We start from the raw sequence: 15,890 nt of genomic DNA, 5'->3' as shown, positions 1-15,890 counted from the left end.
TCTCGTGGACCGCCTGCCGGTCATCCACCAGTTCCGCCAGAGCGTCGGGTTGCAGCGCGGCATGCTCGTCGCCGGTCTCGTGCTCACCGGGATCTTCCTCGTCATGGCGCTCTTCGCGCCGTGGATCGCGCCGTACAGCTACAACCAGCTCTCGGCGGACGGCGAGAACTTCGGCTCGCAGCAGCCGCCGAGCGCCGAGCACTGGCTCGGCACGACCGTCGGCGGGTACGACGTGCTGTCGCGCACGATCTGGGGAGCGCAGACCGCGCTGCTGGTGATCGTCGTCGCCGTGGTGCTGTCGATCTTCGCCGGCATCCTGCTCGGTCTCGTGTCGGGCTACTTCGGCGGCTGGGCCGATCGAACCCTCGTCGTGATCGCCGACGCGATCTACGCGTTCCCGACGCTGCTGCTCGCGATCGTCGCGTCGATCGCGATCAGCGGCGGACAGTCGGGGCTGTGGGCCGGCATCCTGTCGGCGGCCATCTCGATCACGGTCGTGTTCATCCCGCAGTACTTCCGGGTCGTGCGGGCAGAGACGGTGCGCGTGAAGTCCGAGGCGTTCGTCGAGTCCGCCAAGGTCACCGGCGCCTCGACGTGGCGCATCATGTTCCGCCATGTGTTCCGCAACGCGACGCGCACGCTGCCGCTCATCTTCACGCTCAACGCGTCCGAGGCGATCCTGACCCTTGCGGCCCTCGGCTTCCTCGGGTTCGGCATCGAGCCGACCGCGGCCGCCGAGTGGGGCTACGACCTCAACAAGTCGATCAGCGACGTCACGAGCGGCATCTGGTGGACCGCGATCCCGCCCGGCGTCGCGATCGTTCTGGTCGTGCTCGGCGTCACCCTCATCGGCGAGAGCCTCAACGACCTGGCCGACCCGCGCCTTCGCGCCCGCCGCCGCGCGTCGAGGACGCTCACACCCGCCGATGCGGTGGCCGCGCAGCAGCCCGCCAGCCGCGAGTTCATGGGAGAGGTCGAATGAGCCCCCACGAGGCGACCGCGACGCCGGTCGAGATCCGCAACCTCGGCATCACGTTCTCGACCGACGGCGGCGACGTCGCGGCCGTCCGCGGGGTGGATCTTGACGTGCGCCGCGGCGAGGTGCTCGCCATCGTCGGCGAGTCCGGCAGCGGCAAGACCGTGACCGCCCGCTCGATCCTCGGGCTCCTGCCCGAGACGGCCACGCTCCAGGGCACCGTGCTGCTGGAGGGCGAGAACATCGTCGGGATCCCGCATGACGACCTGCGCCGCCTGCGCGGGGCCAAGGCGGCGATGATCTTCCAGGAGCCCTCGACCGCCCTGAACCCGGTCTTCACCGTCGGCTGGCAGCTGATCGAGGGCCTGCAGGCCCACGAACGCCTCGGCAAGAAGGAGGCGAAGGCCCGGGCCGTCGAGATGCTGCGGCGTGTCGGCATCCCGGATCCGGAGAGGCGGGTCAACGACTATCCGCACCAGTTCTCGGGCGGGCAGAAGCAGCGCATCGTCATCGCGATGGCGCTCGCGCTGGAGCCCGCGGTGATCCTCGCCGACGAGCCCACCACGGCGCTCGACGTCACCGTGCAGGCCGAGATCCTCGACCTGCTGCGGACGCTCCGCGACGAGACCGGGACCGCGATCGTGCTGATCACCCACAACATGGGGGTGGTCGCCGACCTCGCCGACCGCGTCGCGGTGATGTACGACGGCGAGATCGTCGAGACCGCGCCGGTGCGCGAGTTGTTCGCCGCTCCGCAGCACGACTACACCAAGCGCCTGCTCGCGGCGGTGCCGCGCGTCGAGATCATCGACCGGGACCTCCCGGCGGTGGGCGGCGGAGAGCCGGCGGTGGCGGCATCCGATCTCGTCATCGAGTACCCGGGGCGACTCGGGCGGCCGACGTTCCGCGCCGTGGACCGGGTCAGCTTCTCGATCGCCCCCGGCGAGGTGCTGGGGCTCGTGGGCGAGAGCGGTTCGGGCAAGACCACGATCGGCCGTGCGATCGCGGGGCTCACGCCCGTCGCCGACGGCTCGCTGCGGGTGCTCGGCACCGAGATGAAGGGCGTGCGGGAGCGCGAGTTCCGCCCGCGCCGCAGCGAGATGGGTTTCGTCTTCCAGGATCCCGCCACGAGCTTCAATCCGCTGCTCACGATCGCCGACTGTGTCGCCGAGCCGCTCGTCGTGCACGGCAGGGCGTCCAGCCCGGCCGACGCACGCGGCCGCGTGGACGAGCTGCTCGAGGCCGTGCAGCTGCCGCGCGACTACGGCGACCGGTTTCCGCACGAGCTGTCGGGCGGTCAGCGCCAGCGCGCCTCGCTGGCGCGTGCGCTGGCGCTCGACCCGAAGCTGCTGATCGCCGACGAGCCGACCAGCGCGCTGGACGTCTCGGTGCAGGCGCGTGTGCTCGAGCTGTTCCGCGAGCTGCAGCAGCAGTTCGGGTTCGCGACGCTGTTCATCACGCACGACCTCGCCGTCGTCGACATGCTCGCGCACCGCGTCGTGGTGCTGCACCAGGGCGTGATCGCCGAAGAGGGGCCGACGTCTCGCGTGCTGGGCGACCCGCAGCAGGACTACACCAGGCGCCTGCTCGCGTCGCTGCCGGTGCCCGACCCCGCCGAGCAGGCGGCACGCCGTGAGGCGTGGCGCGCGAGCTGAGCCAGCGGCAGGCACACCCGACTCAGGTGCCCGGCGGCATGCCGTCGAGAGCCGCGCGGACGAGGTGCGTGATGTCGATGCTCACGATGCGGGGAGAAGCGGATGCCGCCTCCAGCGGCGCCGCGGCGGTCTGCGCCGCGGCGTCCGTGGCTGCGGCATCCGTCCCCGCGATCATCCCTCGGCTCCGCTCGCCGCGCTGTCGGACGTGACACCCTGCTCGGCCGGCGGTGTCACGGCGTCGGTCGGGGTCGGGCTCGGCTCCGGCACAGCGGTCTGCGGCACCGCGGACGCGGTCGCGAAGGGGAACGCCGGTGTCACCGCGTCGGTCGGTGAGACCACGCCGCCGTACGATGCCGGGGCCTCGTTCAGCGGATAGATGTTCCAGACCGAGCCGCGACCGGGAACGGTGACCGCCACTGGCACCGGACCGCCGCCGCCGTCGAAGTAGTAATCGACCGGCCAGTCCGCGCGCTGCCCCTCCACACCCACGGTGGCCAGGGGCCGGCCATCCTGGTCGAACAGCTGCACGGCCGGGATCGGGTTGCCGTCGGCGTCGTACGCGAAGATGTTGCGGACCCGCATGCCGTCGACGGCCAGGCCGGGCGTGTAGGCGTCGCCCGAGCTCGCGACGTTGCGCGTGTACGAGATCATCGCCTGTATCGAGGCAACCGCGCCCGCGGCCACGAAGGGCAGCGCGATCGCGGTCACGACGCTGACGACCGTGCGCACGACCCGCAGCCACACGACCGGGGCCCAGCGCCCGCGCCCCCACTGGATGCTCAGCAGCACCAGCGCCGCGAGCAGCACCCATCCCCAGGTGCTCTGCCACGGAAAGCCGACGATCCCGCTCCAGATCCCGAGCAGCGGCGCGATCAACGCGTACAGCACCCAGCCCCTGGCGATCCACCACACCGGGCGCAGAGCGACGAGGAGGTCGACCAGCCATGCACCCGCCGCGGACGAACGGATGCCGCGAACGGCGTCGGCTCCGAGCCCCCGCATCCTCGACCACACGGACGGACGACGGGCGGCGGCATCCACTCGCTCGGGAAGACCCGCGGCGGATCGCAGCTCTGCCGCGTAGGCGACGGGGTCGGGAAGCTCGAACGCTTCGACCTCGGAAGCCTGCTCGGCGAGGTCGGCCGCGAGACCGTCGACAAGGTCGTCGACGTCGTCAGCCGGAAGGTCGGCGAGCTGGGCTCGCACGGCGGCGGCGAACGCTGCGATGCGGCTGTCGAGGGTGGGGGCAGTGGCGATCACCTGTTGTCTCCGATCTTGCGCAGCGGCGTGGTCGCCGCACGCTCGTCGAGCAGGCCCGACATGGCGGTGGCGAAGTGCGACCAGTCGGCACGCTGAGCCCGCAGCATCTCGCGGCCCTGCGCGTTGATCGCGTAGTACTTGCGGTGGGGTCCTCCGTCGGAGGGCACGACGTAGCTCGACAGTGCACCGGCGGTGTAGAGGCGGCGAAGGGTGCCGTAGACCGAGGCATCGCCGACATCGCCGAGTCCGGCTTCGCGCAGGCGCCGCACGATGTCGTACCCGTAGCCGTCGTCGTGCTGGACGACGGCCAGCACGGCGGCATCCAGCACCCCCTTCAGCAGTTGCGTCGTATCCACGCGCGTCTCCTCGCCCGCTCGGTGTGCTGTTGACGGCACGGTACCACGGAGTGCACAGTAGTTCGCAAGATGCAATTGCGGCGTGTCATTCGGATCGCGTGCGCGGGGGTGCGGGCGAATCGACGGGATGCCGGGCGCACCTGCCGCGCCTACACTGGACGCACGCTCCACCGACGCCGATCGGAGCCGCCGTGTCATCACCCTGGTCAGAACGACGTGAGGTGTCGCCCGAGACCTCGCGTCTGCTGATCGAGCGCGCCCACGAGGAGCTCGTGGCCGGCAACACCGGCGACCAGCGGCTCGACGACGTGCGCACGCTCGTGCGGGACTCGTGGCGGCGATCCCTCGACAGTCTTGTCGCGGCCGAAGCGCTGCCACCGCTGGACCTCACCGCGGAAGAGCTCGACGCGTATCGGCAGGCGCACCCGCTCGCCGCGGTGATCGACATGGTGCGCGGGCTGCTGCTGCCGGGCGACGCCGCCGAGTCGGGGGTCGCGGTCGCCGTCGGCGACGCCGCCGGCCGCCTGCTGTGGATCGAGGGCGACCGGCACGTGCGGCGCCTCACCGGCGACATGGGCTTCGTGGAAGGCGCGAACTGGTCGGAGGACGCGGTCGGCACCGCCGCCCCGGGCACCGCGCTCGCGCTCGACCGATCAGTGCAGATCCGCGGAGCCGAGCACTACAACCGCCTGGTGCAGCCGTGGTCATGTACCGCGGCGCCCGTGCACGACCCGGAGACGCGGCGTCTCGTGGGCGTCATCGATGTGACCGGCGGGGTGCAGGCCGTCACACCCCAGGCTCAATTGCTGGTGGATGCCACAGCCCGGGCGATCGAGGGCGAGCTCCTGGTCGCTCGGCTCAAGGCGAGGGCGGACCGGGGATCCGGGTCCGCATCGCGTCGCGCACCTGCGCGCCGGCCCGAGCCGACCCGGGCGACACTGCGCGTGCTCGGGCGGGACCGCGCGCTGCTGGAGGTGGCCGGCGACGGCGTCGAGACGGTCTCGGAACTCGGTGCACGCCATGCCGAGCTGCTGCTCATGCTCGCGGTGCACCGCCAGGGCCTGTCGGCCGAGCGACTGGGCGACCTGGTCTACGGCGACACGGCTCGCGAGGCATCGGCCGTCACGCTGCGGGCCGAGATGGTCCGGCTGCGGCGAGCCCTGACCGCCTCGGCGCCGGCGCTGGTGCCCGAGTCGCGTCCGTACCGGCTCGGCGTCGAGCTCGAGACCGACGCGCACCAGGTGCTGTCGCTGCTCGACCGCGGAGCGCATCGCGTGGCGCTTGCGGCCTACCGCGGCGACGTCCTTCCCGACTCCGTCGCACCGGGCGTCGAGGAGTTCCGCGACACCGTGCGGACCGCGTTGCGCGAGGCACTCATGGCCGAGGCATCCATCGAGGTCCTGCTGGCGTTCGCCGAGACGGATGCCGGCGCCGGCGACGCCGAGCTGCTGAGGCTGTGCCTGTCGATGCTGCCCGCTCGCTCGCCGCGACGCGCAGGACTTGTGACGCGTATCGAGAAACTCGAGAGCGATCTCTGATTGCGGACCTGATCTGTCCGCAATGATCGCCATGATGGGTTCACCACAGAGAGGAACCCTCATGCTCAACGGATTCGCCACCCAGAACGTCTACTCCGCCGACCTCGATGCCGCGGCCGCCTGGTACGCCGATGTGCTCGGTATCGAGCCCTACTTCCGCCGCCCCGGCTACGTCGAGTTCCGCGTCGGGCCGTACGAGCACGAGTTCGGCATCATCGACGCCGCGTGGCGCCCCGACACGGCACCGGCCGCTCCCGGCGGTCCGATCCTCTACTGGCAGGTCGACGATGTCGCCGCCGTCAACGCGGCGCTGCTCGAGCGGGGCGCGACCGAGTTCCAGCCGGTCACCGTGCGCGGGGAGGGGTTCGTGACGGCATCCGTCGTCGACCCGTTCGGCAACCTGCTCGGCGTCATGGAGAACGTCCACTTCGCCGGCGTCCGCGAGCGTCTCGGAGCCTGATCAGACGCGGAAGCCACCGCGCGAACCGGCCGCGCAACGTGATGCAACGTTGCGCGGCCTACCTTCTTCGCAGGCGACGACGACCGTCGCCGAAGCGTCGAAGGAGACCAGCATGACCATCGTCGAAGAGGGCGTCTCGAGCGTCTACGCCGCCCCCGGACAGCGCGGCTCGATCGCCGACTACCGCCCCCGCTACGGCCACTACATCGGCGGAGAGTTCGTCGAGCCCATCAAGGGCCAGTACTTCGAGAACATCTCGCCCGTCACCGGCAAGCCGTTCACAGAGGTCGGCCGCGGCACCGTCGAAGACGTCGACCGCGCCGTCGACGTCGCGTGGAAGGCGTTCGAGTCCTGGAAGCGGACGACGCCCGCAGAGCGCGCCGTCATCCTCAACCAGATCGCCGACCGCATCGAGGCGAACCTCGAGCGCATCGCCGTCGCCGAGACGTGGGAGAACGGCAAGCCCGTCCGCGAGACCCTGGCCGCCGACATCCCGCTCGCCGTCGACCACTTCCGCTACTTCGCGGGCGTGCTGCGGGCGCAGGAGGGCTCGCTCAGCCAGATCGACGAAGACACCGTCGCGTACCACTTCCACGAACCGCTGGGCGTGGTCGGCCAGATCATCCCGTGGAACTTCCCGATCCTCATGGCCACGTGGAAACTCGCCCCCGCGCTCGCGGCCGGCAACTGCGTCGTCCTCAAGCCCGCCGAGCAGACGCCGGCGTCGATTCTGTTCCTGTTCGAGATCATCGGCGACCTGCTGCCCGCCGGCGTCGTGAACATCGTCAACGGCTTCGGCATCGAGGCGGGCGCGCCGCTCGCGCAGCACAAGCGCATTCGCAAGGTCGCGTTCACGGGCGAGACCACGACCGGCCGCCTCATCATGCAGTACGCGTCGCAGAACCTCATCCCCGTCACGCTCGAGCTCGGCGGCAAGAGCGCCAACGTGTTCTTCGAAGACGTGGCGCGCTCCACCGACGACGCCTATTACGACAAGGCGCTCGAGGGCTTCACGTTCTTCGCGCTCAACCAGGGCGAGGTGTGCACGTGCCCGTCGCGCGCGCTCATCCAGCGGTCGATCTACGACCGCTTCCTCGGCGACGGGCTCGACCGCGTGTCCAAGATCGTGCAGGGCAACCCGCTCGACCCGGCGACCATGATCGGCGCGCAGGCGTCGAATGACCAGCTGGAGAAGATCCTGTCGTACATCGAGATCGGCAAGGCGGGCGGCGCGAAGCTGCTCGCCGGCGGCGAGCGGGTCGACTTGGGCGGCGACCTGTCCGAGGGCTACTACGTCGCGCCGACGGTGTTCGAGGGCACGAACGACATGCGAATCTTCCAGGAGGAGATCTTCGGGCCGGTGGTGTCGGTCACGTCGTTCGATGACTTCGACGACGCGATCTCGATCGCCAACGACACGCTCTACGGCCTCGGCGCCGGCGTATGGAGCCGCTCGGGCGACACCGCCTACCGCGCCGGACGGTCGATCGAGGCAGGCCGCGTCTGGACGAACACGTACCACCAGTACCCCGCGCACGCGGCCTTCGGCGGGTACAAGCAGTCGGGCATCGGTCGTGAGAACCACCTCAAGATGCTCGACCACTACCAGCAGACCAAGAACCTGCTGGTGTCGTATGCCGAAGGCAGCATGGGCTTCTTCTGAGCCCCACGCCGGTCCCGCCACCGGGGGGCTGCGGGACCGGCATCCCCGGCCCGGGCGGAGCGCGCCCCAGACGCTCCGCCCGGGTCATCTTCCACTGGTCGCCCCGCGGAGGGCGCTCCAGCGCCCGTGCGCTCACGGCGTTTGGCCTTCGCGAGTCGGTCACTGAGCGAGGAGTGAAGCGACGAGACGAAGTGTCCTCGCTCCGCTCAACGACCGGAACACGACAAGGAGTCCCGATGTCCGAGACCCGCACCTACTCGCGTGTGGCGGTGACGGATGCTGCGGCATCCCTTCTCCGTCAGCTCACGGTTCAGCACGGACCGCTGATGTTCCACCAGTCCGGCGGCTGCTGCGACGGGAGCGCGCCGATGTGCTTCCCGGTCGGCATGTTCATGACCGGGCCGTCGGACGTCCGGCTGGGCGGCCTCGACGTGGGCCTGGACGACCCCGTCGAGGTGTTCATCTCTTCCGCGCAGTTCGAGTACTGGAAGTACACGCACCTCACGATCGACGTGGTGCCCGGCCGCGGAGCCGGCTTCAGCGTCGAGGGGCCGACCGGCAATCGCTTCATCATCCGCAGCCGCATGCTCGACGACGCCGAGCTCGACCACTTCGGCCTGCGCGGCTGACCCCGGGGCTCGGCGGGAATCCCCTGTTTCGGCGAGACCGGGGATTCCCGCCGAGACCGAGGGTGACGTCCCTTGTGTCGAGGTGAATCCCCTGGTTCGCTGCGCGGATCCCCGGTCTCCCGGGCTAGAGCCAGCCGTTCTCTTCGGCGATGCGAGCGGCGTCGGCGCGGTTGCGGCCCTCGGTCTTGCCGATGGCGCTCGACAGGTGGTTGCGCACGGTGCCCTCCGACAGGTGCAGGATGCGGGCGATGTCGGCGATCGAGCCGCCGGTGCGCGCGGTCGCGAGAACGTCGGTCTCGCGCTCGGTGAGCGGCGAGACGCCCTGTGCGAGCGAGTCCGCCGCCAGCGCCGGGTCGACCACGCGCATGCCCTGTGCGACGCGGCGCACCGCGTCGGCGAGCTGAGCGGCCGGCGTGTCTTTCACCACGAAGCCCGAGGCGCCGGAGCGCATCGCTCGGGACAGGTACCCGGGGCGACCGAAGGTCGTGACGATCAGGACCCGGCACGACGGCAGCGCGGTGCGCAGGGCGGCGGCCGCGGCGATCCCGTCCATTCCCGGCATCTCGATGTCGAGCAGTGCGACATCGGCCCGCGCCTCGACGGCGGCGGCCACGACTTCGTCGCCGCGCCCCACTTCGGCGACGACCTCGATGTCGCCCTCCAGCCCGAGCAGCGCCGACAGCGCTCCGCGCACGAGCGCCTGGTCGTCGGCGATGAGCAGCCGGATCACAGCGTCACCTCCAGCCGGAAGCCGCCGAGATCGCTGCGGCCGACGGCGAGACGCCCGCCGGCGGCATCCACTCTCTCTCGCAGGCCCGCCAGTCCGGTGCCGGCCTCACCCTCCACGGGGCCGATGCCGTCGTCCTCGACAGCGACGCGGCGAGGCTCGAGGCGGATGCGGCAGCGGCTCGCCTGCGCGTGCCGCACGACGTTCGTGACGCCCTCGCGCACGACCCAGCCGGCGAGTTCGCGATGCTCGGGGCGCACGGCCTCGGTGGTGGCCGGGGCGTCGAGCGCGATGTCGACGGCGGCGAGAGCGACGCGGGCTGCGGCGAGCTCGCCGCTGACGCTCACACCGCGGAAGCCCGCGACCGTCGCCCGCACGTCTGCGAGGGCGCCACGCGAGAGCGCCTCGACCTCGGCGAGCTCGGCCTTGGCACGCTCGGGGTCGGCGTCGACGAGCCTGCGCGCGAGCTCGGTCTTGACGGTGATCACGGTGAGCGAGTGCCCGAGGATGTCATGGATGTCGCGGGCCACCCGTCCGCGCTCGCGTTCGGCGGCGAGGCGCTCGACCTCGCGCTGGGCCATGCGCATGCGCCCGAGCGAGTCGATCGACCGCATGAACGCGGCCATCATGAGCGAGATCGAGGCGATGATCGCCGGCACCCACAGCACGTCGGCGTTCCAGCCGACGTCGATCACGTCGAACAGGAGCGCGAGTGCGGCCAGGGCGAAGATCGAGATCCACGTGACCGGCCACGGCAGCAGGGCGGTCGCGATCAGCACGCCGACGTAGGTCCAGAGCGTCCCGATCCCCCAGCCGAGCCAGGGCCACAGCGCGAACGACAGCGCGAACACCGCCGCGATCGACACCACGCGCCGTGGGCGCGGCAGCGTCCAGTTGATCGGCGTCGCGACGAGGAACGCCGCCGCGTACACGCACAGCACGGTGACGCCCAGCACGGCCGAGGCCGTCGAGCCCGCCGCGTGCACGATCTCGGTGCCCGCGCTGAACATCCACAGCAGCGAGATGCCGCCGCCGACGTACCACCGCAGCGCCGCCGTCGACCACAGCACCGACGGAATCCGGTAGCCGTCGATCGGGCGTCCGCCGCCCGGCCGCATGATCCACAGCGGTCCCCACGCCTGCCGATCCGACTCGTCGCTCACGCTCTCACCTCGCCTTTCACCCTAGGGCCGCCCTTCGTCGTCGCTTCGATGCCGTCCTGAGCCGCGGTTCTCCGGCCCCGTCTCGGGCCGCGGTTCTCCGGCCGCGGCCTCCGGCCCCGGCTCTGCCTCCCGGCTCCGCCCCCGGCCGCCCGTTCTCCGTCCTCCGGCCGCTCGTCCTCCGGCCGCTCGTCCTCCGGCCGCCCGGCCGCCCGTTCTCCGTCCTCCGGCCGCCCGTCTGTGCCCGAGGTCCTCACCCCTCGTCGACAACGCGGTTTCTCGCCGAGGCACCACGTCGTCGACGTAGATGACATGCGTCTTCGGCGAGAAACCGCGTTCGCTGCGGCGGGGGGTGCGGGGCGGGACCCAAGAGAGAGGTAGATGCTGGTCCTCCGGCCCTGGTCCTCAGGCCTCGTGGTCCGGCTCGGCGTTCGGTCCTCCCGTCCTCCGTCCCGCCGTCCTCACCCCTCGTCGACAGCGCGGTTTCTCGCCGAGGCACCACGTCGTCGACGTAGATGACATGCGTCTTCGGCGAGAAACCGCGTTCGCTGCGGCGGGCGGTGCGGGGGCGGGACCCAAGCGAGGGGTGGATGCCGGCGGCCGGGGCCGCCGGCATCCACCCCTCCGAATCACATGCGCTTCGTGTCGCGGCGGAAGAAGAACACCGTGCCGGCGACGAAGATGCCGAGCCACACGATGGCGTTGATGAGCGCCAGGGCGTCGAACGGGGCGCCGGTGAGGGGCTCGCGGGCGATCTCGCTGATGCCGTAGACCGGCGTGAACTTCGCGATCACCTGCATGAGCTCGGGCATCGTCTCGACCGGGTAGAACAGGCCGCCGAGGAAGGCGAGCACCACGATCGCGAGGCTCGTGATCTGGGCGACGTTCTCGCTGCGCACCATGTAGCCGACCATCAGGCCGAGGGTGGTGAAGACGGCGCCGGCGAGCAGCCACGACGCGAGGCCGGTGGCGATCCACTGGACCGGCGACAGCTGGATGCCGGCGATCGCACCCGCGGCGAAGGTCGCGACGATCGCGATCACGCCGAAGAGCATGCCGGCGATCATCTTGATGAGCACGTTGACCAGGGGGTTCAGCGGGGTGAGGCGCAGCTGGCGGCTCCAGCCCTGCTGCCGCTCGACGGCGACGGTCGCCCCCGTCTGGGTGGCCGACATCATGGCCCCGTACATCGCCATCGACACCATGATGTACGCCGCCACGGAGGGACCGCCGTCGGCGATGGGAGTCGCGGTCAGCTGCGTGTCGCGCAGCGGCAGCCCGATGATCACGAACATCACGATGGGGAATGCGACCGTGAAGATCAGGGTGCGCCGGTTGCGCAGCTTGCGCTTGAGCTCGATGCCCAGGTACGTCAGGGTGAACCCGCCGAACGGGGGCACGCGCCGGTCGAGCTGCACGCGGTCCGCGGTGGATGCCTGGATGCCGGCGGTGCCGGAGGTGGTGGTGGTCATGACTTGTCCCCTTCCGAGGTGAGGGCGAGGAACACGCTCTCGAGGTTCTGGGCGGTGATCTCGAGGTCGCGCGCCTCGGTCTGGGTGAGCAGGTGCCGGGCGACGGCGTCCGAGTCCTTGGTGTGGACGGCGATGCGGTCGCCCTTGACCTCGACCTCCTCGACGCCGGGGAGCGCCGCGATCGCGACCGGGTCGGCGCCGGGGAGGGTGGCGTGGACGATGCGCCCGGACACCAGGTTCTTGATCTCGGCGGTCGTGCCGTCGGCGACGATGCGGCCGCGGCTCATGAGCACGATGCGGTCGGCGTACTCGTCGGCCTCGTCGAGGTAGTGGGTGGCGAACAGCACCGTGCGGCCGCGGGCGGCGTCGGCGCGGATCGCGCTCCAGAACGAGCGGCGACCCTCGACGTCCATGCCGGTCGTGGGCTCGTCGAGGATCAGCAGGCCAGGGTCTGACAGCAGCGCCATCGCGAAGCGCAGCCGCTGCTGCTGACCGCCCGAGCACAGCCCGACCAGCCGGTCGCCGATCTCGGCGATGCCCGCGCGCTGCATGACCTCGGCGATGGGCCGGGTGTCGGCGAACAGGCTCGCGGTGAGGTCGAGGGTCTCGCGCACCGTGATGTCTTTCAGCAGTCCGCCGGTCTGCAGCACGGCGCTCACGAGCCCGTGCGAGATGGCGGCCCGCGGCGACTCGCCGAACACCCGGACGGCGCCCGAGTCGGGCTGCGACAGGCCGAGCATCATGTCGATCGTCGTCGTCTTGCCGGCGCCGTTCGGGCCGAGGAACGCGACGATCTCGCCCGGCCGCACCTGCAGCGTGACGCCGTCGACGGCGCTGACGGCGCCGAAGCTCTTGCGCAGCTCTGTCGCGTCGACGGCCCAGCGCGGGGCGGCGGCCGGCGCGTTCCGCGTCGCCGTCGTGGTCTGTGTGATCTCCATGACTTCATGGTCCCGGCCGGGGGCGGCCGGCTCCTCACACGTGCGTCACGACGTGCCCGTGACATCCGTCATGGGTGGATGCCGGGCGCCCGGTCGTCTCGCTGGCGCTCGCTCAACGACAAGGTGGCTTCGGTGAGTGGATGCCGGCACCCCGGCCGACGCGGGCCCGGGCCGCCGGCATCCACGTTCCTGACGTCAGGCGCTGTCGCGGATGTCGCGCGCGAAGCCCACGGCGTGCTCGCGCAGGGCCGCGATGCGCCGGTCACGGGCGGCTTTCACGTCGAACCCGAGGTAAGCGGGCGGCACCGGTCGGCGCACATTGACCGAGCACTCGAAGTTCTCGCACAGCAGGGTGCCGACGGTGTCGCCGTTGCGGCCGGCCTTGCCGGCGCGCTTGGCGCTGAACATCACGACCTCGTTGGGCAGGGTGACGTCCTCGCACCACGAGCACTGCGCGCGGGTGCGCGTGCGCTGCTCGGTCTGGCGCAGCAGGATGCCGACGGGAGCGTCATCGACCGCCACGACCAGGAAGCCCGCGAGGGGCTGCTTGGGGTCGCGCCAGCCGAAGTAGTCCAGCTTGTCCCACTCGATGTCGCGCAGATCGGGGACGATGAGCGAATTGCGCTCGCGGAGCGAGGCGTTGACGAAGGACGCGCGGATGTCCTTCTCGGTGAATGCGTGCATGATTCCTTGATTCACGAGGGATCGCCGGTTTCGGCGAACGATGGGATGCCGCAAGCCGACGGCTCGCGGAGGATGCGGGCTGCGTCACCCCTGGTCGAAGACCGGGCGACGCGCACAGCTACATCCCCTCGGCGCGTCTGGCGCCGAGGACCCCCTTACGCCCGCGGGGCGTCGTGACCGAGTTCTGCACGCCCGACAGCATACGCCCCTGGTCCTGGGCGATCCCGGTCAGTTCGGGGCGGTGATCTTCTGCGCCTTGTCGAACTCGGTGATGGTTACCGTGCTGGTGAAGTCTCGGGTGTTGAAGCTGCCGCTGCCGGACGATGCCATGAGCACGTAGTCGGCCGTGTACTCGCGGGTCGCGTCGTAACCGGTGCTGCCGATGAACGATGTGCCCGTCATCACGAAGACCTCTTCGCCGAGGCGTTCGCCGGTGCCGGTCACGGTGAACTCGCCGCCCGCGCCTGGCCCGTCCATGGCGCCCACGAAGGTGCGGACCGCGTGATCTGGGTCGCCTGAGGTGTAGTTCGCGGCGACTTGGCTCCCCGCCGCGATCCCGAAATCCTCGGAATCCTGATCGGGAGCCTGCCAGTCCGACTCCGCGGTCTTCACCCATGCCTCGCCATCGACCACGATGATCGAGAGCGACGCGGTCAGCGATTCGAAGTCCCCGGTCGCGGTGTCGTAGCGGTTCGTGCCAGGTTCGTCGTTGGTGAGCGTGTCGTACGCGAACCCGGCCGAGTCCACCATGCGCCGCGCCGCGCAGTCGTCGAGCTGATCGGCGGTCACCACCACGCCGACCGCGAGCTCCGGGCAGCCCGAGGGCGCGGACGGCGTGGTCGGAGTCGGTGCCGGCGTCGAGGCCGCGGCCGTCTCGGTCGGCGCCGACTCGGCCGGGGCGCTGCACCCGGTGACCACCGCGGCCACGGCTGCCAGGGCGACGAGTGCCGTCGCGGTCTTCGTCGTGATGCGCATGGGTCCGTCCTCCGTCTCGACACAGTCGCTCACCACGGTGCCGAACGGTCGCGAGGGCTGCGATGGGGACAATTCCCCACGCTTCGGATCGTTCAGCCGCCGGTGAGGCCGCCGACCAGGCCGCCCAGCAGCCCGCCGAGCACGCCGAGCTGCGACAGGATCCAGAACAGCACGAAGGCGCCGATGATGATGATCGGGAGCCATGGCACGCGGCGCTCCAGCCGGCGTCCCTGCGGGGCGACGCCCGGCGGCGGGCGGAGCGCGTCCAGCGGGGCCACGAAGGGGACGGTGGATGCCGCACCGCCGCCACCCTGGACCGCCCCGGCCGTGACCGGGCCGGTGCCGGGGGCGGCGGCATCCGGAATCATCGCTTGCGGCGTCGCCGGCGTCGCAGCCGCCGCGGCGGCGAGGCGATCGTCGCGCCAGCGCGCCCACTGCGCGAACTTGTCGAGCAGCGCGCCGACGACCGAGAACAGCCATGCCCACGTCGCCGGGTCGAGCGTCGAGAAGTCGCGCCGCGCGTAGAGGAACAGCCAGTCGTCGACGATCTCGACGTCGAGGGCCGCGGCGTGGTCGATGAAGCGCGCCATGATGTCGGGCGTGAACAGGTACAGCGCATCGGTCTCGTAGCCGGCCGGGCAGTACAGGTCGAAGTAGCGGTCGAAGTCGCCCTCGAGGCTCAGCCGCTGGTCCTTGTCGAACGACGCCGGCAGGTTCGAACCGAACAGCGAGTTGTTGCTGGTCGCATCGAGCACGATGTTGGGCAGCGGAACGTCGAGCTTGACGGCGACGTAGCCCCACCGGTGCGTGGTCTTGTTCTTTCCTGAGCCGGTCGTGTAGGCGTAGTTGCCGAACTCGACGAAACGGGGCCGGTCGCCGCGCACCAGGTCGGTCGCGTTGCGTGCGCTGCCGAGCGAGAAGATCATGCCCGGCAGGCCGGGGTTCCCGAACTGCGGCACGTACGACATGCCGTTCGCGCGCGCGAACCCATCGAGGCGGTAGCGGCGCTCGTCGCCCGTGCGCGCGCTGCGCACGATCAGGACGACCGCGACGGCGATGATCGCGCCGAAGAACAGCACAGGGACCAGCGCACCGAAGAGCGCGACCAGCGATCCACCCTGCATGGCGCCCATGATCGCGCCGAAGACGGCGCTGATCATCGTGACGACCATCGAGCCGAACACCACCACGCCGACGAGCGTGACGCCGACGATCACGATGGCGGCGTTCGAGGCCGACGGCAGCCGCCCGGTGCGCTTGAGCTCTTGCGTGAACGCCCGCGCCGCGCCGGGCGGCACCGGTTCGACGAGCGGCCGCGCGTCGAACGTGGGCGGGGCCGGGGGGAGGCTGGTCATGCGGCCACGTTACCCGGGCGCCCCGCATCCCGACTCTCATCG

Annotated in this window: 16 protein-coding genes; 6 read left to right on the top strand and 10 right to left on the bottom strand. The window is 70.9% G+C overall.

Annotation, left to right across the window (positions count from 1 at the left end):
- Positions 1–61 precede the first annotated feature (61 nt).
- Together IF188_RS17415 and IF188_RS17410 are read left to right on the top strand one after the other, a co-directional pair.
- The gene (locus IF188_RS17415; protein WP_396652823.1) at positions 62–982 is read left to right on the top strand and encodes an ABC transporter permease; all 921 of its coding nucleotides are present in this window, start codon (positions 62–64) and stop codon (positions 980–982) included.
- Positions 979–2,631, top strand: coding sequence for an ABC transporter ATP-binding protein (locus IF188_RS17410; RefSeq protein WP_191173071.1), 1,653 nt, complete (start codon positions 979–981; stop codon positions 2,629–2,631). The genes IF188_RS17415 and IF188_RS17410 overlap by 4 nt, the downstream gene beginning before the upstream one ends.
- Positions 2,632–2,653: 22 nt before the next feature.
- Here the strand turns inward: IF188_RS17410 and IF188_RS17405 are convergent, their stop codons facing one another.
- From IF188_RS17405 to IF188_RS17395, 3 genes are read right to left on the bottom strand one after another with little or no spacing between them, the layout of a single operon-like run.
- Positions 2,654–2,806, bottom strand: a complete 153-nt coding sequence (locus IF188_RS17405) for a hypothetical protein (RefSeq protein ID WP_191173070.1) — start codon at positions 2,804–2,806, stop codon at positions 2,654–2,656.
- Positions 2,803–3,891: a hypothetical protein gene (locus tag IF188_RS17400; RefSeq protein ID WP_191173069.1), complete on the bottom strand. Its 1,089-nt coding sequence runs from the start codon at positions 3,889–3,891 to the stop codon at positions 2,803–2,805. The genes IF188_RS17405 and IF188_RS17400 overlap by 4 nt, the downstream gene beginning before the upstream one ends.
- Complete coding sequence (locus tag IF188_RS17395) at positions 3,888–4,247, bottom strand: PadR family transcriptional regulator (RefSeq protein ID WP_191173068.1); 360 nt, start codon at positions 4,245–4,247, stop codon at positions 3,888–3,890. Before IF188_RS17395 ends, IF188_RS17400 begins: the two co-directional genes overlap by 4 nt.
- Positions 4,248–4,438: 191 nt before the next feature.
- Between IF188_RS17395 and IF188_RS17390 the strand changes: the two genes are divergently transcribed.
- The 4 genes from IF188_RS17390 (at position 4,439) to IF188_RS17375 (ending at position 8,537) form a co-directional block, all read left to right on the top strand.
- Positions 4,439–5,785 (top strand): GAF domain-containing protein, encoded by a 1,347-nt coding sequence (locus IF188_RS17390; RefSeq protein ID WP_191173067.1) that lies wholly within the window; start codon positions 4,439–4,441, stop codon positions 5,783–5,785.
- Between the two features lie 61 nt (positions 5,786–5,846).
- Positions 5,847–6,245, top strand: a complete 399-nt coding sequence (locus IF188_RS17385; RefSeq protein ID WP_191173066.1) for a VOC family protein — start codon at positions 5,847–5,849, stop codon at positions 6,243–6,245.
- 112 nt (positions 6,246–6,357) lie between these two features.
- A complete protein-coding gene (gene exaC / locus IF188_RS17380) occupies positions 6,358–7,908 on the top strand; it encodes an acetaldehyde dehydrogenase ExaC (protein ID WP_191173065.1) in 1,551 nt (516 codons plus the stop codon).
- Between the two features lie 236 nt (positions 7,909–8,144).
- Entirely contained in the window at positions 8,145–8,537 is a 393-nt protein-coding gene (locus tag IF188_RS17375; protein ID WP_191173064.1) for a DUF779 domain-containing protein, read from the top strand.
- Positions 8,538–8,661: 124 nt separating this feature from the next.
- Here IF188_RS17375 and IF188_RS17370 read toward each other — a convergent pair whose 3' ends face one another.
- The 7 genes from IF188_RS17370 to IF188_RS17340 form a co-directional block, all read right to left on the bottom strand.
- Positions 8,662–9,267, bottom strand: a complete 606-nt coding sequence (locus IF188_RS17370; protein ID WP_191173063.1) for a response regulator transcription factor — start codon at positions 9,265–9,267, stop codon at positions 8,662–8,664.
- Positions 9,264–10,427, bottom strand: a complete 1,164-nt coding sequence (locus IF188_RS17365; RefSeq protein WP_191173062.1) for a sensor histidine kinase — start codon at positions 10,425–10,427, stop codon at positions 9,264–9,266. Before IF188_RS17365 ends, IF188_RS17370 begins: the two co-directional genes overlap by 4 nt.
- 626 nt (positions 10,428–11,053) lie before the next feature.
- Positions 11,054–11,896: an ABC transporter permease gene (locus IF188_RS17360; protein ID WP_191173061.1), complete on the bottom strand. Its 843-nt coding sequence runs from the start codon at positions 11,894–11,896 to the stop codon at positions 11,054–11,056.
- Positions 11,893–12,834, bottom strand: coding sequence for an ABC transporter ATP-binding protein (locus IF188_RS17355; RefSeq protein ID WP_191173060.1), 942 nt, complete (start codon positions 12,832–12,834; stop codon positions 11,893–11,895). Before IF188_RS17355 ends, IF188_RS17360 begins: the two co-directional genes overlap by 4 nt.
- 195 nt (positions 12,835–13,029) lie before the next feature.
- Entirely contained in the window at positions 13,030–13,518 is a 489-nt protein-coding gene (locus IF188_RS17350) for an FBP domain-containing protein (RefSeq protein WP_191173059.1), read from the bottom strand.
- A 228-nt stretch (positions 13,519–13,746) separates the two neighbouring features.
- A complete protein-coding gene (locus tag IF188_RS17345; RefSeq protein ID WP_191173058.1) occupies positions 13,747–14,493 on the bottom strand; it encodes a hypothetical protein in 747 nt (248 codons plus the stop codon).
- 92 nt (positions 14,494–14,585) lie between these two features.
- Positions 14,586–15,848, bottom strand: coding sequence for a hypothetical protein (locus IF188_RS17340; protein ID WP_191173057.1), 1,263 nt, complete (start codon positions 15,846–15,848; stop codon positions 14,586–14,588).
- Positions 15,849–15,890: the final 42 nt, after the last annotated feature.

Source organism: Microbacterium helvum, from assembly GCF_014779795.1.
Classification (GTDB): domain Bacteria; phylum Actinomycetota; class Actinomycetes; order Actinomycetales; family Microbacteriaceae; genus Microbacterium; species Microbacterium helvum.
Note: the sequence above shows the minus strand (reverse complement) of the source record. Positions and strands in the feature narration are given on the sequence as shown.

Excerpts from the sequence above, each read along its gene's own strand:
- IF188_RS17415 (WP_396652823.1), top strand. The coding sequence starts at position 62 with ATGCTCGTCGCCGGTCTCGTGCTCACCGGGATCTTCCTCGTCATGGCG.
- IF188_RS17410 (WP_191173071.1), top strand. The coding sequence starts at position 979 with ATGAGCCCCCACGAGGCGACCGCGACGCCGGTCGAGATCCGCAACCTC.
- IF188_RS17405 (WP_191173070.1), bottom strand. The coding sequence starts at position 2,806 with ATGATCGCGGGGACGGATGCCGCAGCCACGGACGCCGCGGCGCAGACC.
- IF188_RS17385 (WP_191173066.1), top strand. The coding sequence starts at position 5,847 with ATGCTCAACGGATTCGCCACCCAGAACGTCTACTCCGCCGACCTCGAT.
- exaC (WP_191173065.1), top strand. The coding sequence starts at position 6,358 with ATGACCATCGTCGAAGAGGGCGTCTCGAGCGTCTACGCCGCCCCCGGA.
- IF188_RS17375 (WP_191173064.1), top strand. The coding sequence starts at position 8,145 with ATGTCCGAGACCCGCACCTACTCGCGTGTGGCGGTGACGGATGCTGCG.
- IF188_RS17360 (WP_191173061.1), bottom strand. The coding sequence starts at position 11,896 with ATGACCACCACCACCTCCGGCACCGCCGGCATCCAGGCATCCACCGCG.
- IF188_RS17355 (WP_191173060.1), bottom strand. The coding sequence starts at position 12,834 with ATGGAGATCACACAGACCACGACGGCGACGCGGAACGCGCCGGCCGCC.
- IF188_RS17350 (WP_191173059.1), bottom strand. The coding sequence starts at position 13,518 with ATGCACGCATTCACCGAGAAGGACATCCGCGCGTCCTTCGTCAACGCC.
- IF188_RS17345 (WP_191173058.1), bottom strand. The coding sequence starts at position 14,493 with ATGCGCATCACGACGAAGACCGCGACGGCACTCGTCGCCCTGGCAGCC.
- IF188_RS17340 (WP_191173057.1), bottom strand. The coding sequence starts at position 15,848 with ATGACCAGCCTCCCCCCGGCCCCGCCCACGTTCGACGCGCGGCCGCTC.